Below are 14,231 nucleotides of genomic sequence, written 5' to 3'. Positions count from 1 at the left end.
ATCAATTGATTGCCTCCGGATCAGAGCGATACTCGCTCACTGCGAAGCCCAGGGGATTAACCAGACGATCGGTCGAGGAAATCGGAGAGTTGGCATAAGAAAAGGTAAGCGTTGCGACCCAGTGCGTGTTTCGCATTTCACCCCCGCGGGTGACCTGGCGCATATAGCGTACCGAAACGACATTTGGATTGATCAGGGAAATTGAGGCGATGTTAATTTTAGAAGTAGCACTATGGCCGTAGATCACCTGAGGGGAGTCTGAGTTGCTTCCCCGATAATGGCTTGCAAAGCGATCTTGCTCTGTCTGCGTTGATAACAGAGCTATTGTTCTGAAATTTTCCTGCGCCTCGCTCCAGACGTAGCCTTCACGAGCACGCACATACTTTGCAGCAAAATATTTGGTCACCGCCTCATCATAGGTGCCAGCAGTTGACGTTAATGCAGAAACGACATCAACGATGCCGGTTGAGTTATCAACCCGCACGACAAAGGGCTCTACCGTTTTAAGAGGCGTCAGACCAACGAGTGCTGTTACAGAAGCAAGCGCGACAACGCTGGCCACGATCGCAACAGACCATGCAATACGATTTGATCGTTCAACCTGCATCATGCGGTCCTGATCAAAACGACGTGCTTTTTCAAAGTAGCTCTTAAGATTATTTGTCTTGATCATGGCTTCACTCCGCGCAAGGACGGTGCGACCCGTCAATGTCAAGATGGGCGAACGCCTCCCGATGCTTTGGCGGATCGAGAAAAGGCGTCATCAAGGGTGATAATTCGGCATCAGATTTGTGAAGTTGCGGATTGCTATTTCCGTCCCATTGCCACATCGCGCGATTAAGTGGCCGACGGGAATATCCATCACATTTTGGCAAAGGATCGCGAAGCGAAGCACACCCACCAAGAACAAGTGCTATCGTAAATAAAAAGGTTAGCCTGAGCATTTTTGAGGGTCCTTTTTTGATTATTTGAAACGATCGACGCGCAGAAAAAGCAATCGCTTCCTTCATAAAAACATTGAAAACAGTGGCTTAGCTCTGCTCTAACGACACAGCAGAACGAGCCGCTGTTTAAAGCTCGTCATGATCGGGTTTCTTTGGATCTGAGCGTTTGCCCAACAAACTGCGCTGTTTGCTTGATTGCTCGTCCTGCACCTCTGGTACCACGCGCGAGCTTGCCTTCATCTGCGTCACGCGCAGCACTATAACCATAGGCTAGTGATGCCCCGCCCGCAGCGAGCGCTGACGCAATTCCAGGGAGTTGATAAAAAACATACAAAGCAGCGATCCCGACAGCGCAAAGTGCGACAGGCCGCATGAGAACGTCTGAATAGCCGTCAATTGCTGTAAAGGTTGAAGCCATACACGAGATCAACAATGATCCGACAGCAACCACCAGAACCTGCAGAATAACAAAGTTCGCAAGCTGTCCGATCCACGCTTCCGTAAAGCGTCTTGTCGTTTGGAACATAGCAAGCGCGATGAACACGGGGCCAATCGCTAACACAATGGCTAGCGCCAGGCGCGCATAAAGCGAAACAACATACCCAATTCCAGAAACCAAAAAGCTGACAGTGATAACCATCAGTCCGCATAGGCCAGTGACGATATCAATCGGCCATGACGCGCGTGACCAGATATGGGATGCAGATGCCTGACCTTTGTCCAGAAGACTATCGAAGGTACTGGCACCTGGCGCAGCACCTGAATTTAACGCCTGAGCGATTTCATGCGGGAGCACATTGAAAAACGTGTTCGTGACGTATCTTTGATATTCGCCTGCGTTCTTTACAAGCATGACGATAATCGCAAGCTTAATCACACGAAAAACAAATTCCATGATCGGATCGCTGACAGAACCTCGCAGCACCAGATAACCATAAAGAACGATGTATAGTGTGACCGCAGCGGTAAGCGGGCCCGTAACCCACGCAGCAATATTAGTCGTCCCATCCGAAACAAAGGTCTCCAAAAGTTCTTTAAACTGCGCGTCAATGAATTCAAAGACCTGATACATTGCTTTATTTCCTGAGTGCTTCGCGCATTTTCTGAAGACGAAGCTTGAAATCAGCAGCTTCCGCATTCACACAATTGCTCGTCTTTTGCAGACCGCCGGGATCATTACGGCACGCAGTGAGAATGCGGCTCAGCAGACCTTCATCCCGGATCAGTTCTTCAACGTTATAAGTTGAGCTGTTTTCGTTTGAGCAACTGATTAAACAAACAAAGAGAGCAACGATGACAGCGACCCTCATTTGAATGCCGCTTTCATTGCGTCCATACGCTGACGCCAATCCTCAGCTTTTCGCTGATTATCAACCTGAACCTGCGTTTGCTGCACCATTTTAAGTCCCTCCATTCTTATGAGATCGGTTTGAAGAAAGGCCTGTTCCACCTGCAATCGGGCCTGAAGATCCGCGATTTCTTTAGCGTCACCCGCTGATGTGATTTTCTCACGCAGTTCATCGATACCATCGATGCGTTTTGTTGCAGCATCGTAGATCTGTTGCCCAATGCTCATCTGGCCAGCATTCCTGGTTTGAAGACGCGAGAGTTCCTTTGCGTAAAAATCATCGGCATTCGTCCGGTAAGTCGAATTACGCTCAAGGAACTTTGAAGCGGACTGCGCTAAAGCATCAGATGCACCACCCTTAAAAAGGCGCTCTACTGAATTAAAATCGGAAGGTAATGCTTTCCTTATTGCAGGATCATTCAGGATTTGGGCCACATCAGCCATATCCGTCAGCTTATTGAGCGAACCATAGAGCTGCTGCGCCTGATCGATTTGCTGGTGGAGCGCATCAAGTTGGGATTTTAACTGGGTAATGCTCTCTATCTGTTTGAGGATTGCGTTTCGATCGATAACCGGAATTCCCTGGGCATGAGCTGCAGGAGCGGAAAGTGTCAACGCGATTAAAACTGCTACACTTTGCAATCTCTTCATAGTCATTAACCTGCACTCCTTCGTTCGTGAAAAATGGGAAGCCAATCTTCTGGCTTGTCCCCCGCCTCGATGCGAATTGCGTCAGCGAGTTCGACATTGGCTGTGCGCCCCGAAAGAACAGCGAGTTCGTCTTCAAAACCCTGGAGGTTTAATTCCGCTACGACACTTCGGTGGCCTTGCTTGAGAACAAAGCGCCTGCTTTCGACAGAAAGCTCCCGCGCAATCAGTTCGTATTCACGCTCGGTGAGTTTAAAGCCGCCCACATAATCCGAGTGATTTCCGCGCGCGTTCGGCAGAAAAATCTGTGTCGGGCATTGTTCGATTATGGTGTGGGCGATGGGGGAAGCGATAGCATCGTGTGGACTTTGTGTTGCAAACAGCATCAAGCCATTTTGCTTCCGGATTGTTTTTAGTTTGTTGTGTGCGAGGTCGCGGAAATCATCATCCTGCAAGGCCTTCCAGAATTCATCGATAACGATGATAATACGCCGGCCATCAATCAGTTGCTCAACGCGGTGGAACAGGTAAGCCATCAGCGGCGTACGAATTTCCTCATTATCGAGAAAGTCGGTCATATCAAACCCGACGATCGTTCCACCGGCATCTAACGTGCCAAACCCGATCTCTTCATTTGTGTTATCAAACACCCAGCCAAGCGGGCCGCCCCTCTCCCATCGACGAAGCCGGGCAGCGATCCCTTCAAGGTTCGTATTATCAAGAAAGGTTCGAAGTGCGCCAATCGTGCGCTGCTCCACGGATAAATCAGCCAACCCGTCAATTGCAGCAGCGATATCCCGCAATTCTATGACTGATAATTCTCGCTTCGCTGAACCCACAAGCCTTCCGACCCAGTTTGCCAGAAAGACTTTGTTGTCTGGCGTCAGATCGAGGGCTTTTAGCGGTGCGCAACCTGTGGGCTTGCCATTTCGCAAAGGATAATATGTGCCACCTGCTGCACGAACATAAAGATCAGCGCCCCGATCTTTGTCAAAGAAGACGACTTGCGGATCATGCTTTTCAAGCTGCGACAGCATAAAGTTAAGCAATACCGTTTTGCCCGCGCCTGAGGGGCCACAAATGAACGTATTGCCAAGATCACTGTCATGAAAATTAAAATAGTAGGGCGAACCAGATACAGTTTTTAAAAGAGCAACGGCTGCACCCCATTCATTTCCATCCTTTTGACCGGAAGGATAGGAATGAAATGGCGACATGGCCGCGAAGTTGCGTGAGGTGATTGCGCCTGAGCGCGCACGAAACCGAAAATTACCCGGAAGCTGTGCCCACCATGCAGCTTCGAGGCCAAGATCTTCTCTTGCGACGACAGCGCCACCATTGGTAAGGCTCGTGCGCGCTTTTGCGAGATGGTCGCTTAAATCTTTTATCCTGGGTGCAAAGACTGCAAGCGAGAGATGATGTTCGCCAAGAACAAACCGGTTGGATTCGAGATCATCCATTGCATCATCGAGTTCATCGATTTGCGATGCTGCTTTATCACCGCTGCTTAGCATTTGATTTTGCTTACGCCCCATGATGGACCGAGCGTCAGATTTGGATACAAAGGAAAAGGACTGCGAAAGGATCAATTCAAAGGGGCTTGTGAGCACTCTATCCAACATCCCTGGCCTTGTACTGGCAGGATATTCCTTGAAACTCAGCATGCCTGCAAAGCGGCTCTCAGCTTCGTGGCGGATTTCAATTGTTTCGCGTCCGACAATGACACGATCTGAATAAATCGCGCTTGCGATAAGTCCATCTGTTAATGGAACCGGCTCACATCGCCCGCCAACAAGTTGGTGCAAAACTTCACTTGGCTCAGAGAATGAAAGCCCACCATGTTCGTAAAGGCCAAGAACCCGCGGTTTAAACCGCTCCAGGCCCGCAACAATATCGATGACTTTGTCGCGAAGCTGCGATAAGGCCTCCTCATCGAGTTCAATTCCAGATCTATGTGCACGTTTAAGGCGCGAAAATAGTTTTGCCGCCTTTTCAGCGGGATCGCTCAGTGGCGACCAGATGATTGTCAGATAAAGATCATTACAAAAGAGATCCTCATCCACCATCCGGGAGCGATATTTTTCATTAAGCTGAGCGGAGAAAGATGTTTTGAAACTGCCATCAGGATAGCTGCTATCGCGACGGCGGATGAGATGGGTCCAAAAGGAAAGACGCTCGTCAGCGATGTTTCTGTGGAGTGTATTGAGATCACGATGAAGGGCATTGATATCAAGAACATCAGCAGTCTCAAATGACACACCTTCAATCGCAATCACGACCATCAACGCGCGCGATTTTAAAGCAATCGTATTCTCATCGACATGGCGCACGTAAGGGATGAAAGTCTCCGGGCCCAGTTCACGTGATTTGAGTTTGTCCAGCTTAGGCAAAATCAAAATCCCTTCCATCGCGTTTACGGACGAGTTTTAGCGGAGAGACCGAGCTACCGCCCCAAAAGTGGGTGTTTCTCGATCTGCCACGTGTTTCTGCCCAAGCGACAACAATGCGGAACATGTTGTGGTCGTGCTTAATAAGCGCCCGAAAGATAAAATGAAAAACGACGCCAACAAGTGCATAGGCGATGGAGCCGGCTGAAAGATAAAAGATCGTTGTCACGATGACATTGATCCCCATCGCCTCCATAGTCACGCCAGCAAATATTGCAGGTCGCGTACAGGCAATGAACAGTGTGTCCTGTTCAAATACTGGCTTTGGAAGTGACATGCGCTCAGTTCCCAACAATCGTGCTCACCAGCTCGGAAGAGCCTGCAATAACGCCGATCCCGATGATCCAGTAGCCCGCGCGACGAAGATCCATGTAGCCAAACATCCAGGCTATCGCGATCAGGATCACGGCAATTGTTGCAATCAGTCTGAAGATATTGCCTGTCAGGAGATCAACAATGTTCTGAAGGATGCTCTCAATGCCTGCGGCTTGAGCAAATGCAGGCTCTACAAGAATTGCTACGATTGCGAGCGACATAGCGGCCGACGTTGCGGCTGAACGCACACGACAAGAATAGTTCATTTCAATTTGCTCCATTCTTATTCTGGAAAACAAGGATCGAAGATTGCCACCGGCGATTGAACACATCCCAGGAAGGGGATGCTGGCTTTATGGCTTCCGGCTGAATGGAATTTTCAGCCGCAATATCGCTGGCCATGCCCGGCACAGCAGTAGAGTGCATCTGATCGTCGCCATGCAGAGGCGCGCTCACGACTAATTCTGTCATTATCGGTTTCAAACGGTCGATCTCATGTTTGACCTGGCTGTCATATTTGACAACAGCACCCAAAGAGGGATCTCCCTGACCGTAAAACGATTGCAGCATGCTTGTGTGGGCTTGCGCTTCATCATCGCCAAGTCTGATCGCAAATCGGTAGTAGCCTTTGAGAAGGGTCGCCGTGGCTTTCAAATTAAGACATGGTTCAAAGGCGTCGGAGACTGACATGTTTAGCTTTTCCAGATCTTCAATACGGAGCCCGGAAAGGCCGAGTTGTATATCCTGGTGTTGAGCGGCAAGCTCTGTGGCCGTTTGTACTGCTTCGGATTTCGAAGCTGGTTGCGTTTTAAGCGGCAAGTCACTGTCAGTGCGAATGTTAAACGGTGAGAAGCCGCTTTCCAGACTGACAATGCCAGCCAGCGTTTCGACAGCGATCATGGGTGCGCAGCTTTGTGCAAGATCAACAAATGGTTCGGACATCATCAAAACCACACCCGCTGTTTGCCAGCACCGTCAATCGTGACGTCAATATAGTTTGGCTGTTCACGTACCAGCGGCCGGGCCGTCGTATAGCCCATGCATCGCAGCTGGCCATTGACCGATTGCCATTGCGCGTCTGACAATTGCTTACTGCTATTTCTTTGCTCGTTGCGATCTTGCCGGCAGAGGCTTCGGCTCAAGATCTGCCTGGAACTGGAAACACAGGCCGCTTTCCGCCCGCGATCTGAATGTGAAATGGTAAGGCGGTAACTCCCATTGCAGTAGAACGGATCATAGCCCGGGCGCGATGCCTTAAATCCAACACCGATACAAGTTGGGAACGACTTTCCTCTTGCAAGTTCGCGCCATAGTTTTTGTACTGGTGGGCGGCACTGTGTATATTGCATTGGCCCACCCGGATTGGATAAGCATAGGATAACCTCACAACCCCAGTTATCGGCATAAGCCGTTTGGTCAGATATGAGATACAATGAACCAAACCCGAAGACTGCCATTGCACAGCGAAAGAGAAAGCTCATCATGCCACCCATCCTCCGAATTGCTGCTGGACACGTTCGCGAATATCAATGTGCCGCAACGCCATACTATACAAATAATTGATAGTTAAAAGAATGGCAAGCAATTTAAGTGAACGATGGCAAAATCAGGCCCTCGCCCTTTTTGGCGTTCAGGAAATCCTGGAAAAGCCGCTAGAGGATGAGACTCCTCAGTCGCGCATCAAACAAATTGGTATGTTGAATGTGCTTTACATGATGCATCAGGCACATGAGCCTTTGACACTGGCATCCGTCATAAAAATTACGGGTATGACGCGCGGTGGAGTCCTTGAAACCATGGACCAGCTCGTTCAACGCGGCATTCTGACAGAAACTTTGGGAAAGAACTCAATGGGGCGTGGAACAGCGCGTCAGTTTGAGTTCGCAAAAAATGTTTTCGATCAAATCCGAGCCAAACATGATTAGCATAGTATATAAACTTTATATGGTTAAATTGATGTTGACTGACTTTACAACAAAAATTTTGAGCACGGAGCGCTGCTTTCCGAGCTTAAACATGCAGGAAACGTAGCAGATCACCGCCTGAGCAACCGCGCTATTTTTGTCGAAAAAGTCTGCTCCTTATTTATGATTGCAAAGCGTTAGATTGAAGCTTTTCGTGCAGAAGAAGCTTAAGCCGGGCATTCTCTGCTTCCAGTTCTGCCAGTTCCTCATCTGTCACCTGTCCGTCCATAGCCTTCGGCTTTTGTGTGTGAGAGCGTTTCATTGCTGAAAGTTTGGCTTTAGGGGCTGCTGATTTCTCTTCTCTCTCCTCTACGACCCTAGGCAGATCCCCGTGAGGTGACAGTTTCTTAGCCTTCACCGTATCTTTAGTGGATGCCAGTTCATCTGCGCTAGTTTCGAGCCTGAAATCAGTGAGCGCTTTAATGTCTGCTTTAGCAGGTACTTTTGTTGGAACCTCATTTGCAACCTTCCTCTGCGCACCATGATCACGTTTGCGCCTCCGTCCACTATTGCTGATGACGCTTTTCCCGTCGGACGTTTCATCGGTTACTGGGCCCACGCCCACTCCTGATGCCTTATCAAGCAGCGGTCCATTTTGGGATTTGTGTACCTGCACCGGGGATGGCTTTGGCATTGGTGCGGAATTGCTTAATCGTGTTAAGGGCTCGTCTGCGTTTTCTTTCCCCGGCTCTTCAGATAGGGTTGGGATCTCACCCGTATCTGGTTTGCCGACATTCAATTGAGCCTCTGAAGGACTTTTGGTCGGTGCAGCTTCATCGCCAGTCTCTGGCTCAAATTGATTCAGGTCTTTTTCACTGTCTTTGGTTGACAGCGCCTCGTAAGGCTCTGAATCGTGCTGCAGAAGACTATCTTTGACTGAATCCTCGAGAGTGGGCGTTTCGTTTCCCTCAGCATCAGCTTTCTTGTGCGATCGCGAGCCAAACAGACGCCCAACGATACGAGCTCCCCAAGATTTCGCCATCAACCAACCTCCGTGTTTGTACCAGAAAACTTTGGATGCCAACAACAACGGCAGCCAGCATATTAATGAATGATCGCTTATTTATACCCCGAGCGCGAGGAACTTTTGTCATCTTTGCGCGATAAGTACGAATTCACTGGAATTGTCGGGCCGAACGGGACGGCCTTATGTCTCATGTGCTGTCCGTCGCCTCATTTGTGCGAGCATCGCGGACAAATTTTCATTCTCTAAACGCAGTTTGGTAATCAGCTCTCTCTTCAAAGAAACATTTTCACTTTCCAGAAACGTTAGTTCAGTGCGCAGATCCATATCTGTGACCGAAAGTGTTGTCACTTTATGGTGTTGTTGAGAGGTGGCAATCCCTGTGCTCTCAACAGATGGATTTTTATGCTCGATGGACGGGCTTTCAGAAGGCTCTGCTTTTGGCGACGGATGCGTAACAGGTACCTCTATTTCAAACTCTACAGCTTCAACAACATCAGGCTCGCTTGTGGTTTGATCGTCTTCAAACTTCTCATCCGCCACGATCACTGGCAAATCAACCCAAACAGTGTTTTTCGCTTTGTTTACAAGCGACTCAGAAACATCAGAATGGGCTGAACCCTTGACCTCGGACTGTGGGAGAACCGTTTCGACTTCACGAGAAATCGATTTTAAATCAAGGTCTCCCCATAAGGATCCATTTGCCTTGCGCGAACGCTTATTTTTATATTCAACGACAACATTGCGAACTGGATTTTTCACCGTTTTACATGACTCCGCTAAAGATAAATTGATTTTATAAATCTCTGATCGCTAAGCACCGATTTTGAAAATTATTTCGAAAAATTGCCACACTAACCACCAACTCAAAATGCTACATGATCAGGTATCCTGATTAGATAGATTTAAATCATTTTGATGATATTCTCATAATTATCATAGATCTGTAATCTATACCATCGAGAAATGCCCGATTAATAAAACCGGAGAAACATTAAATGGCTGATGAAACAATCGCAGATACAAATTCCGCTGTAACTGAAATCAAAAATGCTGGTCCCGCGGGAGATAAGCCAAAGGCAAGCGCTACGCGGAAAGCCAGAGTTTCAAAAACAAAGAAGGCAGAAGTAAAACCAGCCGTTGTAGCACCAAAAGTCACCAGCAAATCTGTGATTGCATCAAATGCCGATACAACAGAGCCTGCTGCGAGCAAGCGTAAGAAATATACACCAGCTCAGCGAACATCTATTCTCGCTTCAATCGAAAAAACAATCAAAGATGGAGCAACCACCCTTAAAGCCGCGTTGCAGCAGTTTGAAGTGAGTGAACAGACTTATTACAATTGGAAGAACGCAGTCGGTAAAGCATCGTCCACCCCTGCATCAAAGAATACAGGTGATGATCTCACCACTTTGGTAGCCCTGGAAGCAGAAAATCTTAAGCTCCGCAACGCGCTTGCTGAGAAGCTTCGCGCAGAGAACGCGGAATTGCGCAAACGCCTTGGGAAAATTTAAACGTCCTAATCTCGACCAGACTATTCCTTCCAGCACGCGATTTGCGCGAAATACGTCGCGTGCTGGCTCTCATGGTATAATGGCCTTGGTACGTCGTTTAGAGGAACCTTAGTAAGATATCTGCAGTCCGGATTTCTCTACAGGCTAAATCAGTTAGCTCGAGCATCCCCATGACTATCAATGGGAGGAATTATTCTTCCTTTCCGCGTGCTGTTTAGCCTGAACATTGAGTGCTGCAATGACGGCTCTGTGTAGAACGTCTTCAGGAAGCACGTCGGTTTGACTGGAAAAAGTTCCTCCATGCTTTCAACGGCAAGCCAAATAGCCATTTCAGCTATATTTAATCGCAACCGCTCACAAGGCGTAAATCTTTCTGCGGCAATTTAGAAAAAAGACCGAAGGCCATCAAATTGGTCGGCGGAAACATCACGGGCAAGATGGTTTTTCCTCAAACGCTCCTCCTGATACCAGGCAAGAGCACCTATTATCCCACAACCGCCACTGCCTACGGAAATTCGTCGGTGACGACACTATGACCATACGCTGATAGCCAGAACTATCAATGAGTAACACTGAGTTCTTCGGTTTCATAAAAATCGATGTCCGCCCGCAAACTATGGAAGGAGAGCGAAGTACATTGCCCCATGTGTGGACTGATTGCTGAATGCTACAACATCGTGCATAGCCCAGCTGGCGAATAGTTGCCTTCGCACGCTTGTCAAACCTCATGTAGAGAGCAACCATTCGCATCCAGTATTCGTAGGAATGCATGAACTACCTCTACGATAGTCCTGGTTTTTCCTCGGCGCTATATGAGCTCTCCCAAACTAAACAGAAAATCCATTCCGACGACGAGTCCCGAGCTATTTTAAAAGCAATATTCAAGAAATGTTTCGCACTCATGCCGGGCCTAATGCTTGGTTTGCCTTCATTTTAGAAAACAGAAGCCTATTGATCGAAAAGCCCGCTTCCCTGACCTTCTGGGTCAGAGACCGCCAATAGCACCAGGCGACTGGTCCCTGGTCTCTGAGGAATCCACACAATAGCAGTCGAGGCATGCTCCGTACCCATACAGGTTCTGTCGGAATTTTTTATTTCTGCTGCGTTACTGTCGCTTAGGTGCACATGATTGGGTGAGGTGACAGCCGAACTACCATCCCTCCGCGGCCTGACGTTCAGAATAGTTTGTCCCAACGAGACGCCATAAAGGACTGCAGCCTGTACCTTCAATAACCTGCTGCTGGGAGCCTTGATCGATATCTTTCTCGATGCAATGGCATCGGTTGGACCCTCTTTCGATTTTTAATCGGAGCGATCCCGGACATAGAGGTGTTGTAACTCCAGGCTGTCTAGTGTTCTGTCCCGCAAAAAGCCTTACAAACTTCCCAATTTGGCTGAGAATTCGCACAAAAGATGCGTCAAAGAATGAGTGACCTCGGCACTCTCGTTAAAGTAACACTGCCCTTTGATCGAATAGATAGCGATGAGAGAGCGGCAAGCTGGCAGCCCCCATTGCCTTTCCGTGAACGCCGACTTTCCCTTCAAGAATTTCAGGTGCTGAAATACCCTGCAGATCGATATGCCTGAGCTCAATTTTCGTTGCCTCTACAATTTTTTGACGGATATCCGTGGGCAGCCAACCATCAATAATCGCTGCGGGAAAATCAATCACCGTTGTGGCGGCAACTGCGGCATGTGCCAGTCCACGTGCCGCCAACGCAATCCATTCATCAAGCAATGGTCCAAAATCTGGCCACTGTTCTGGCGACAACCATAAATCTTCAGACGATATATTTTGTTCGCGCAACATCCGTTCAAGAACGAAAAGCGATGCTGTATCAATGAGCTGGCTTGCTTCACGCGTATCGTCTGCTTCACGCATACGTATCGGCATGGAACCCAGAGCGCCAGCATTGCCGGTTCTGCCGGGATAGAGCGTGTTATTCAGCACAACGCCGCCACCTATAAAAGATCCAATTGAGAAGTAAACGAAATCCGTAAATTCAGGTCCGCGTCCGAAAGTTAGTTCTGCACCACAGGCGGCTGTACCGTCGTTTTGCAAAAAGACTGGAAAAGGCAGAGATGAACCGAAATCGTTGATCAGATCGGCATCTAGCCAGGCGTTCATATCGGCGGCGGGTGCGCCCACTTCCTCGACCCAGTTCCAAAGCTCAAAAGGCAGTGCGATCCCCAGACCTGCAATACGGTCGCGTTTGTCTGCATCAAGCGCGGCAGTAAATTCATCGATACTATCGAAAGCAAATCTGCGGATTTTATCGGGAACAGGCCAAGCATAGGTGATGTGGCGTCGTTGGCGTATTTGGCCCAGAAAATCCATCAGGATTATTTCAGCGCTTCGGCGTCCAATCTTAAGGCCGAATGAGAAAACGCCATCTGCGGCAAGTCGCATAGGCATGGACGGTTGTCCGACGCGTCCACGTACGCGTTCACCTTGCGTGATAAGTCCGTCCTTTTCCAGTTCGCGAATAATCACTGAAATTGTTTGCGCGGAGAGGCCGGTTTTCCGAGCGATGTCGACACGCGCCATTGCACCGTGTCGGCGCACTAAGGCAAGCACAAGACGCTCGTTATAAGCGCGGACACCGATCTGATTGGATCCACGATCAATATTTGCTTCTGTTTGCGCAAATTGCGGCAAAGCTGGTCCTGCGGCGGCGAGATCGCCGCGTTGCTCAGCTCCACGTTCTGAAGTGTGCCTGACCATATCCTCTCCCAGTGTCCCGGATATTTAACTTGAGTTTGCCTATCTCATTCGAGGCAATGGAAAAAGCGTTCTTTTTAGAACATGTTAAATAAAAACATCAACTTAGCTGATTTCCATGTGCGCGAACAAAAAACACTAAGTGGAATTCCCCCTCGACAGAGTGACACACCAGATTAATAAATCAAGTGGATTTATTAATTGACTCTCTTGCAAAGCCGTGTTTTGCTTTGGTCACGCCGGGGGAAGAGGAACCGGTTTCACTCTGGGAGGAGTTTATGAAGAAGACAGTTCTCTCGGCAGCCGTGGCTGCCTTTACGCTTGGTGTGGCTGCTGCTGTGGCTGGTCCAGCCAATGCCGCCGATGTTGGCGCTTGCCTGATTACTAAAACTGACACCAATCCTTTCTTCGTCAAGATGAAGGAAGGCGCGATAGCGAAAGCTAAAGAGCTTGGCGTTAATCTGAAGACATATGCGGGCAAAATCGATGGCGATTCCGAGAGCCAGGTTGCTGCGGTGGAAACTTGTATTGCAGATGGTGCAAAGGGTATTTTGATTACGGCTTCCGATACCAAGGGTATCGTACCTGCACTGCAAAAAGCGCGCGAAGCCGGTGCTCTGATCATCGCGCTCGATACGCCGCTTGAACCAGCAGATGCCGCAGATGCAACATTTGCAACAGACAATTTCCTTGCCGGTGAACTGGTTGGCAAATGGGCTGCAGCAACGCTTGGCGATAAGGCCAAAGATGCACGCGTAGCCTTTCTCAATTTGACCGCGTCGCAGCCAAGCGTTGATGTTTTGCGCGATCAGGGCTTTGCTGTAGGCTTTGGTATTGATCCGAAGGACAAAACCAAGCTCGGCGACGAAGATGATCCACGTATTGCCGGTCGTGATTTGACGGATGGTAATGAGGAAGGCGGCCGTCGCGCCATGGAAAATCTTCTTCAGAAAGATCCGACCATCAATGTCGTACACACGATCAACGAACCTGCCGCTGCCGGCGCCTATGAAGCGCTTAAGGCGGTAGGCCGCGAAAAAGACGTACTGATCGTATCGATCGATGGTGGCTGCCCTGGCGTCAAGAATGTTGAAGCAGGTGTAATTGGTGCGACGTCACAGCAATATCCGTTGCAGATGGCTGCACTTGGCATTGAAGCGATCAAAAAGTTCGCGGATAGCGGAGAAAAGCCTAAACTAACGGAAGGCAAAACCTTCGTTGATACGGGCGTGGCACTCGTCACTGACAAGCCGGTTGAAGGTGTGGAGTCAATCGACACCAAAACGGCTCTCGGTAAATGCTGGGGCTAAAGGCTTCTCGATTGAATGCATCCGGCAGTTTTTGCCGGATGCTCTTGCGCAATTA

Annotated in this window: 16 protein-coding genes; 3 read left to right on the top strand and 13 right to left on the bottom strand. The window is 49.0% G+C overall.

Features of this window, described 5'->3' with window-relative positions:
- Position 1: 1 nt before the first annotated feature.
- The 10 genes from ACOZHT_RS21750 to ACOZHT_RS21705 all read right to left on the bottom strand — a co-directional run bounded on the left by ACOZHT_RS21750 (position 2) and on the right by ACOZHT_RS21705 (position 7,186).
- A complete protein-coding gene (locus ACOZHT_RS21750) occupies positions 2–673 on the bottom strand; it encodes a virB8 family protein (RefSeq protein WP_339514892.1) in 672 nt (223 codons plus the stop codon).
- Positions 674–677: 4 nt separating this feature from the next.
- Positions 678–944: a hypothetical protein gene (locus ACOZHT_RS21745; RefSeq protein ID WP_339514986.1), complete on the bottom strand. Its 267-nt coding sequence runs from the start codon at positions 942–944 to the stop codon at positions 678–680.
- 136 nt (positions 945–1,080) lie between these two features.
- Positions 1,081–2,016 carry a type IV secretion system protein gene (locus ACOZHT_RS21740; RefSeq protein ID WP_339514894.1) on the bottom strand — a complete coding sequence of 312 codons (936 nt, stop codon included), beginning with the start codon at positions 2,014–2,016 and terminating at the stop codon, positions 1,081–1,083.
- A gap of 4 nt (positions 2,017–2,020) precedes the next feature.
- Positions 2,021–2,254 (bottom strand): EexN family lipoprotein, encoded by a 234-nt coding sequence (locus tag ACOZHT_RS21735; RefSeq protein WP_339514896.1) that lies wholly within the window; start codon positions 2,252–2,254, stop codon positions 2,021–2,023.
- Entirely contained in the window at positions 2,251–2,949 is a 699-nt protein-coding gene (virB5, locus tag ACOZHT_RS21730) for a P-type DNA transfer protein VirB5 (RefSeq protein ID WP_339514988.1), read from the bottom strand. Before virB5 ends, ACOZHT_RS21735 begins: the two co-directional genes overlap by 4 nt.
- Entirely contained in the window at positions 2,949–5,348 is a 2,400-nt protein-coding gene (locus ACOZHT_RS21725) for a VirB4 family type IV secretion/conjugal transfer ATPase (protein WP_421566557.1), read from the bottom strand. The genes virB5 and ACOZHT_RS21725 overlap by 1 nt, the downstream gene beginning before the upstream one ends.
- Entirely contained in the window at positions 5,323–5,664 is a 342-nt protein-coding gene (locus ACOZHT_RS21720; protein WP_421566556.1) for a type IV secretion system protein VirB3, read from the bottom strand. Before ACOZHT_RS21720 ends, ACOZHT_RS21725 begins: the two co-directional genes overlap by 26 nt.
- 4 nt (positions 5,665–5,668) lie before the next feature.
- Complete coding sequence (locus ACOZHT_RS21715; protein ID WP_421566555.1) at positions 5,669–5,968, bottom strand: TrbC/VirB2 family protein; 300 nt, start codon at positions 5,966–5,968, stop codon at positions 5,669–5,671.
- A 1-nt stretch (position 5,969) separates the two neighbouring features.
- Positions 5,970–6,647 (bottom strand): type IV secretion system protein VirB1, encoded by a 678-nt coding sequence (locus ACOZHT_RS21710; protein ID WP_421566554.1) that lies wholly within the window; start codon positions 6,645–6,647, stop codon positions 5,970–5,972.
- Positions 6,647–7,186: a hypothetical protein gene (locus ACOZHT_RS21705; protein ID WP_421566553.1), complete on the bottom strand. Its 540-nt coding sequence runs from the start codon at positions 7,184–7,186 to the stop codon at positions 6,647–6,649. Before ACOZHT_RS21705 ends, ACOZHT_RS21710 begins: the two co-directional genes overlap by 1 nt.
- A 90-nt stretch (positions 7,187–7,276) precedes the next feature.
- Between ACOZHT_RS21705 and ACOZHT_RS21700 the strand changes: the two genes are divergently transcribed.
- Complete coding sequence (locus tag ACOZHT_RS21700) at positions 7,277–7,627, top strand: transcriptional regulator (protein ID WP_339514904.1); 351 nt, start codon at positions 7,277–7,279, stop codon at positions 7,625–7,627.
- Positions 7,628–7,787: 160 nt separating this feature from the next.
- Here ACOZHT_RS21700 and ACOZHT_RS21695 read toward each other — a convergent pair whose 3' ends face one another.
- Complete coding sequence (locus ACOZHT_RS21695; protein WP_421566552.1) at positions 7,788–8,651, bottom strand: hypothetical protein; 864 nt, start codon at positions 8,649–8,651, stop codon at positions 7,788–7,790.
- A gap of 162 nt (positions 8,652–8,813) precedes the next feature.
- On the bottom strand, positions 8,814–9,392 hold the full coding sequence (locus tag ACOZHT_RS21690; protein WP_421566551.1) for a hypothetical protein: 579 nt from the start codon (positions 9,390–9,392) through the stop codon (positions 8,814–8,816).
- Positions 9,393–9,628: 236 nt separating this feature from the next.
- On the opposite strand from ACOZHT_RS21690, the gene ACOZHT_RS21685 reads away from it, so the two are divergent.
- Entirely contained in the window at positions 9,629–10,144 is a 516-nt protein-coding gene (locus ACOZHT_RS21685) for a transposase (RefSeq protein ID WP_339514910.1), read from the top strand.
- A 1,447-nt stretch (positions 10,145–11,591) separates the two neighbouring features.
- Here the strand turns inward: ACOZHT_RS21685 and ACOZHT_RS21680 are convergent.
- On the bottom strand, positions 11,592–12,869 hold the full coding sequence (locus tag ACOZHT_RS21680; protein ID WP_339514912.1) for an ROK family transcriptional regulator: 1,278 nt from the start codon (positions 12,867–12,869) through the stop codon (positions 11,592–11,594).
- Positions 12,870–13,144: 275 nt separating this feature from the next.
- On the opposite strand from ACOZHT_RS21680, the gene ACOZHT_RS21675 reads away from it, so the two are divergent.
- Positions 13,145–14,176, top strand: coding sequence for a sugar ABC transporter substrate-binding protein (locus tag ACOZHT_RS21675; RefSeq protein ID WP_339514914.1), 1,032 nt, complete (start codon positions 13,145–13,147; stop codon positions 14,174–14,176).
- The last annotated feature ends 55 nt before the right edge of the window (positions 14,177–14,231 follow it).

It is taken from the genome of Ochrobactrum sp. EDr1-4, assembly GCF_049199085.1.
Taxonomy (GTDB): domain Bacteria; phylum Pseudomonadota; class Alphaproteobacteria; order Rhizobiales; family Rhizobiaceae; genus Brucella.
This window is presented reverse-complemented; position numbering and strand designations above follow the sequence as displayed.

What these genes read in the sequence shown, in the direction of transcription:
- ACOZHT_RS21750 (WP_339514892.1), bottom strand. Translation starts at nt 673, where the DNA reads ATGATCAAGACAAATAATCTTAAGAGCTACTTTGAAAAAGCACGTCGT.
- ACOZHT_RS21745 (WP_339514986.1), bottom strand. Translation starts at nt 944, where the DNA reads ATGCTCAGGCTAACCTTTTTATTTACGATAGCACTTGTTCTTGGTGGG.
- ACOZHT_RS21740 (WP_339514894.1), bottom strand. Translation starts at nt 2,016, where the DNA reads ATGTATCAGGTCTTTGAATTCATTGACGCGCAGTTTAAAGAACTTTTG.
- ACOZHT_RS21735 (WP_339514896.1), bottom strand. Translation starts at nt 2,254, where the DNA reads ATGAGGGTCGCTGTCATCGTTGCTCTCTTTGTTTGTTTAATCAGTTGC.
- virB5 (WP_339514988.1), bottom strand. Translation starts at nt 2,949, where the DNA reads ATGACTATGAAGAGATTGCAAAGTGTAGCAGTTTTAATCGCGTTGACA.
- ACOZHT_RS21725 (WP_421566557.1), bottom strand. Translation starts at nt 5,348, where the DNA reads ATGGAAGGGATTTTGATTTTGCCTAAGCTGGACAAACTCAAATCACGT.
- ACOZHT_RS21720 (WP_421566556.1), bottom strand. Translation starts at nt 5,664, where the DNA reads ATGTCACTTCCAAAGCCAGTATTTGAACAGGACACACTGTTCATTGCC.
- ACOZHT_RS21715 (WP_421566555.1), bottom strand. Translation starts at nt 5,968, where the DNA reads ATGAACTATTCTTGTCGTGTGCGTTCAGCCGCAACGTCGGCCGCTATG.
- ACOZHT_RS21710 (WP_421566554.1), bottom strand. Translation starts at nt 6,647, where the DNA reads ATGATGTCCGAACCATTTGTTGATCTTGCACAAAGCTGCGCACCCATG.
- ACOZHT_RS21705 (WP_421566553.1), bottom strand. Translation starts at nt 7,186, where the DNA reads ATGATGAGCTTTCTCTTTCGCTGTGCAATGGCAGTCTTCGGGTTTGGT.
- ACOZHT_RS21700 (WP_339514904.1), top strand. Translation starts at nt 7,277, where the DNA reads ATGGCAAGCAATTTAAGTGAACGATGGCAAAATCAGGCCCTCGCCCTT.
- ACOZHT_RS21685 (WP_339514910.1), top strand. Translation starts at nt 9,629, where the DNA reads ATGGCTGATGAAACAATCGCAGATACAAATTCCGCTGTAACTGAAATC.
- ACOZHT_RS21680 (WP_339514912.1), bottom strand. Translation starts at nt 12,869, where the DNA reads ATGGTCAGGCACACTTCAGAACGTGGAGCTGAGCAACGCGGCGATCTC.
- ACOZHT_RS21675 (WP_339514914.1), top strand. Translation starts at nt 13,145, where the DNA reads ATGAAGAAGACAGTTCTCTCGGCAGCCGTGGCTGCCTTTACGCTTGGT.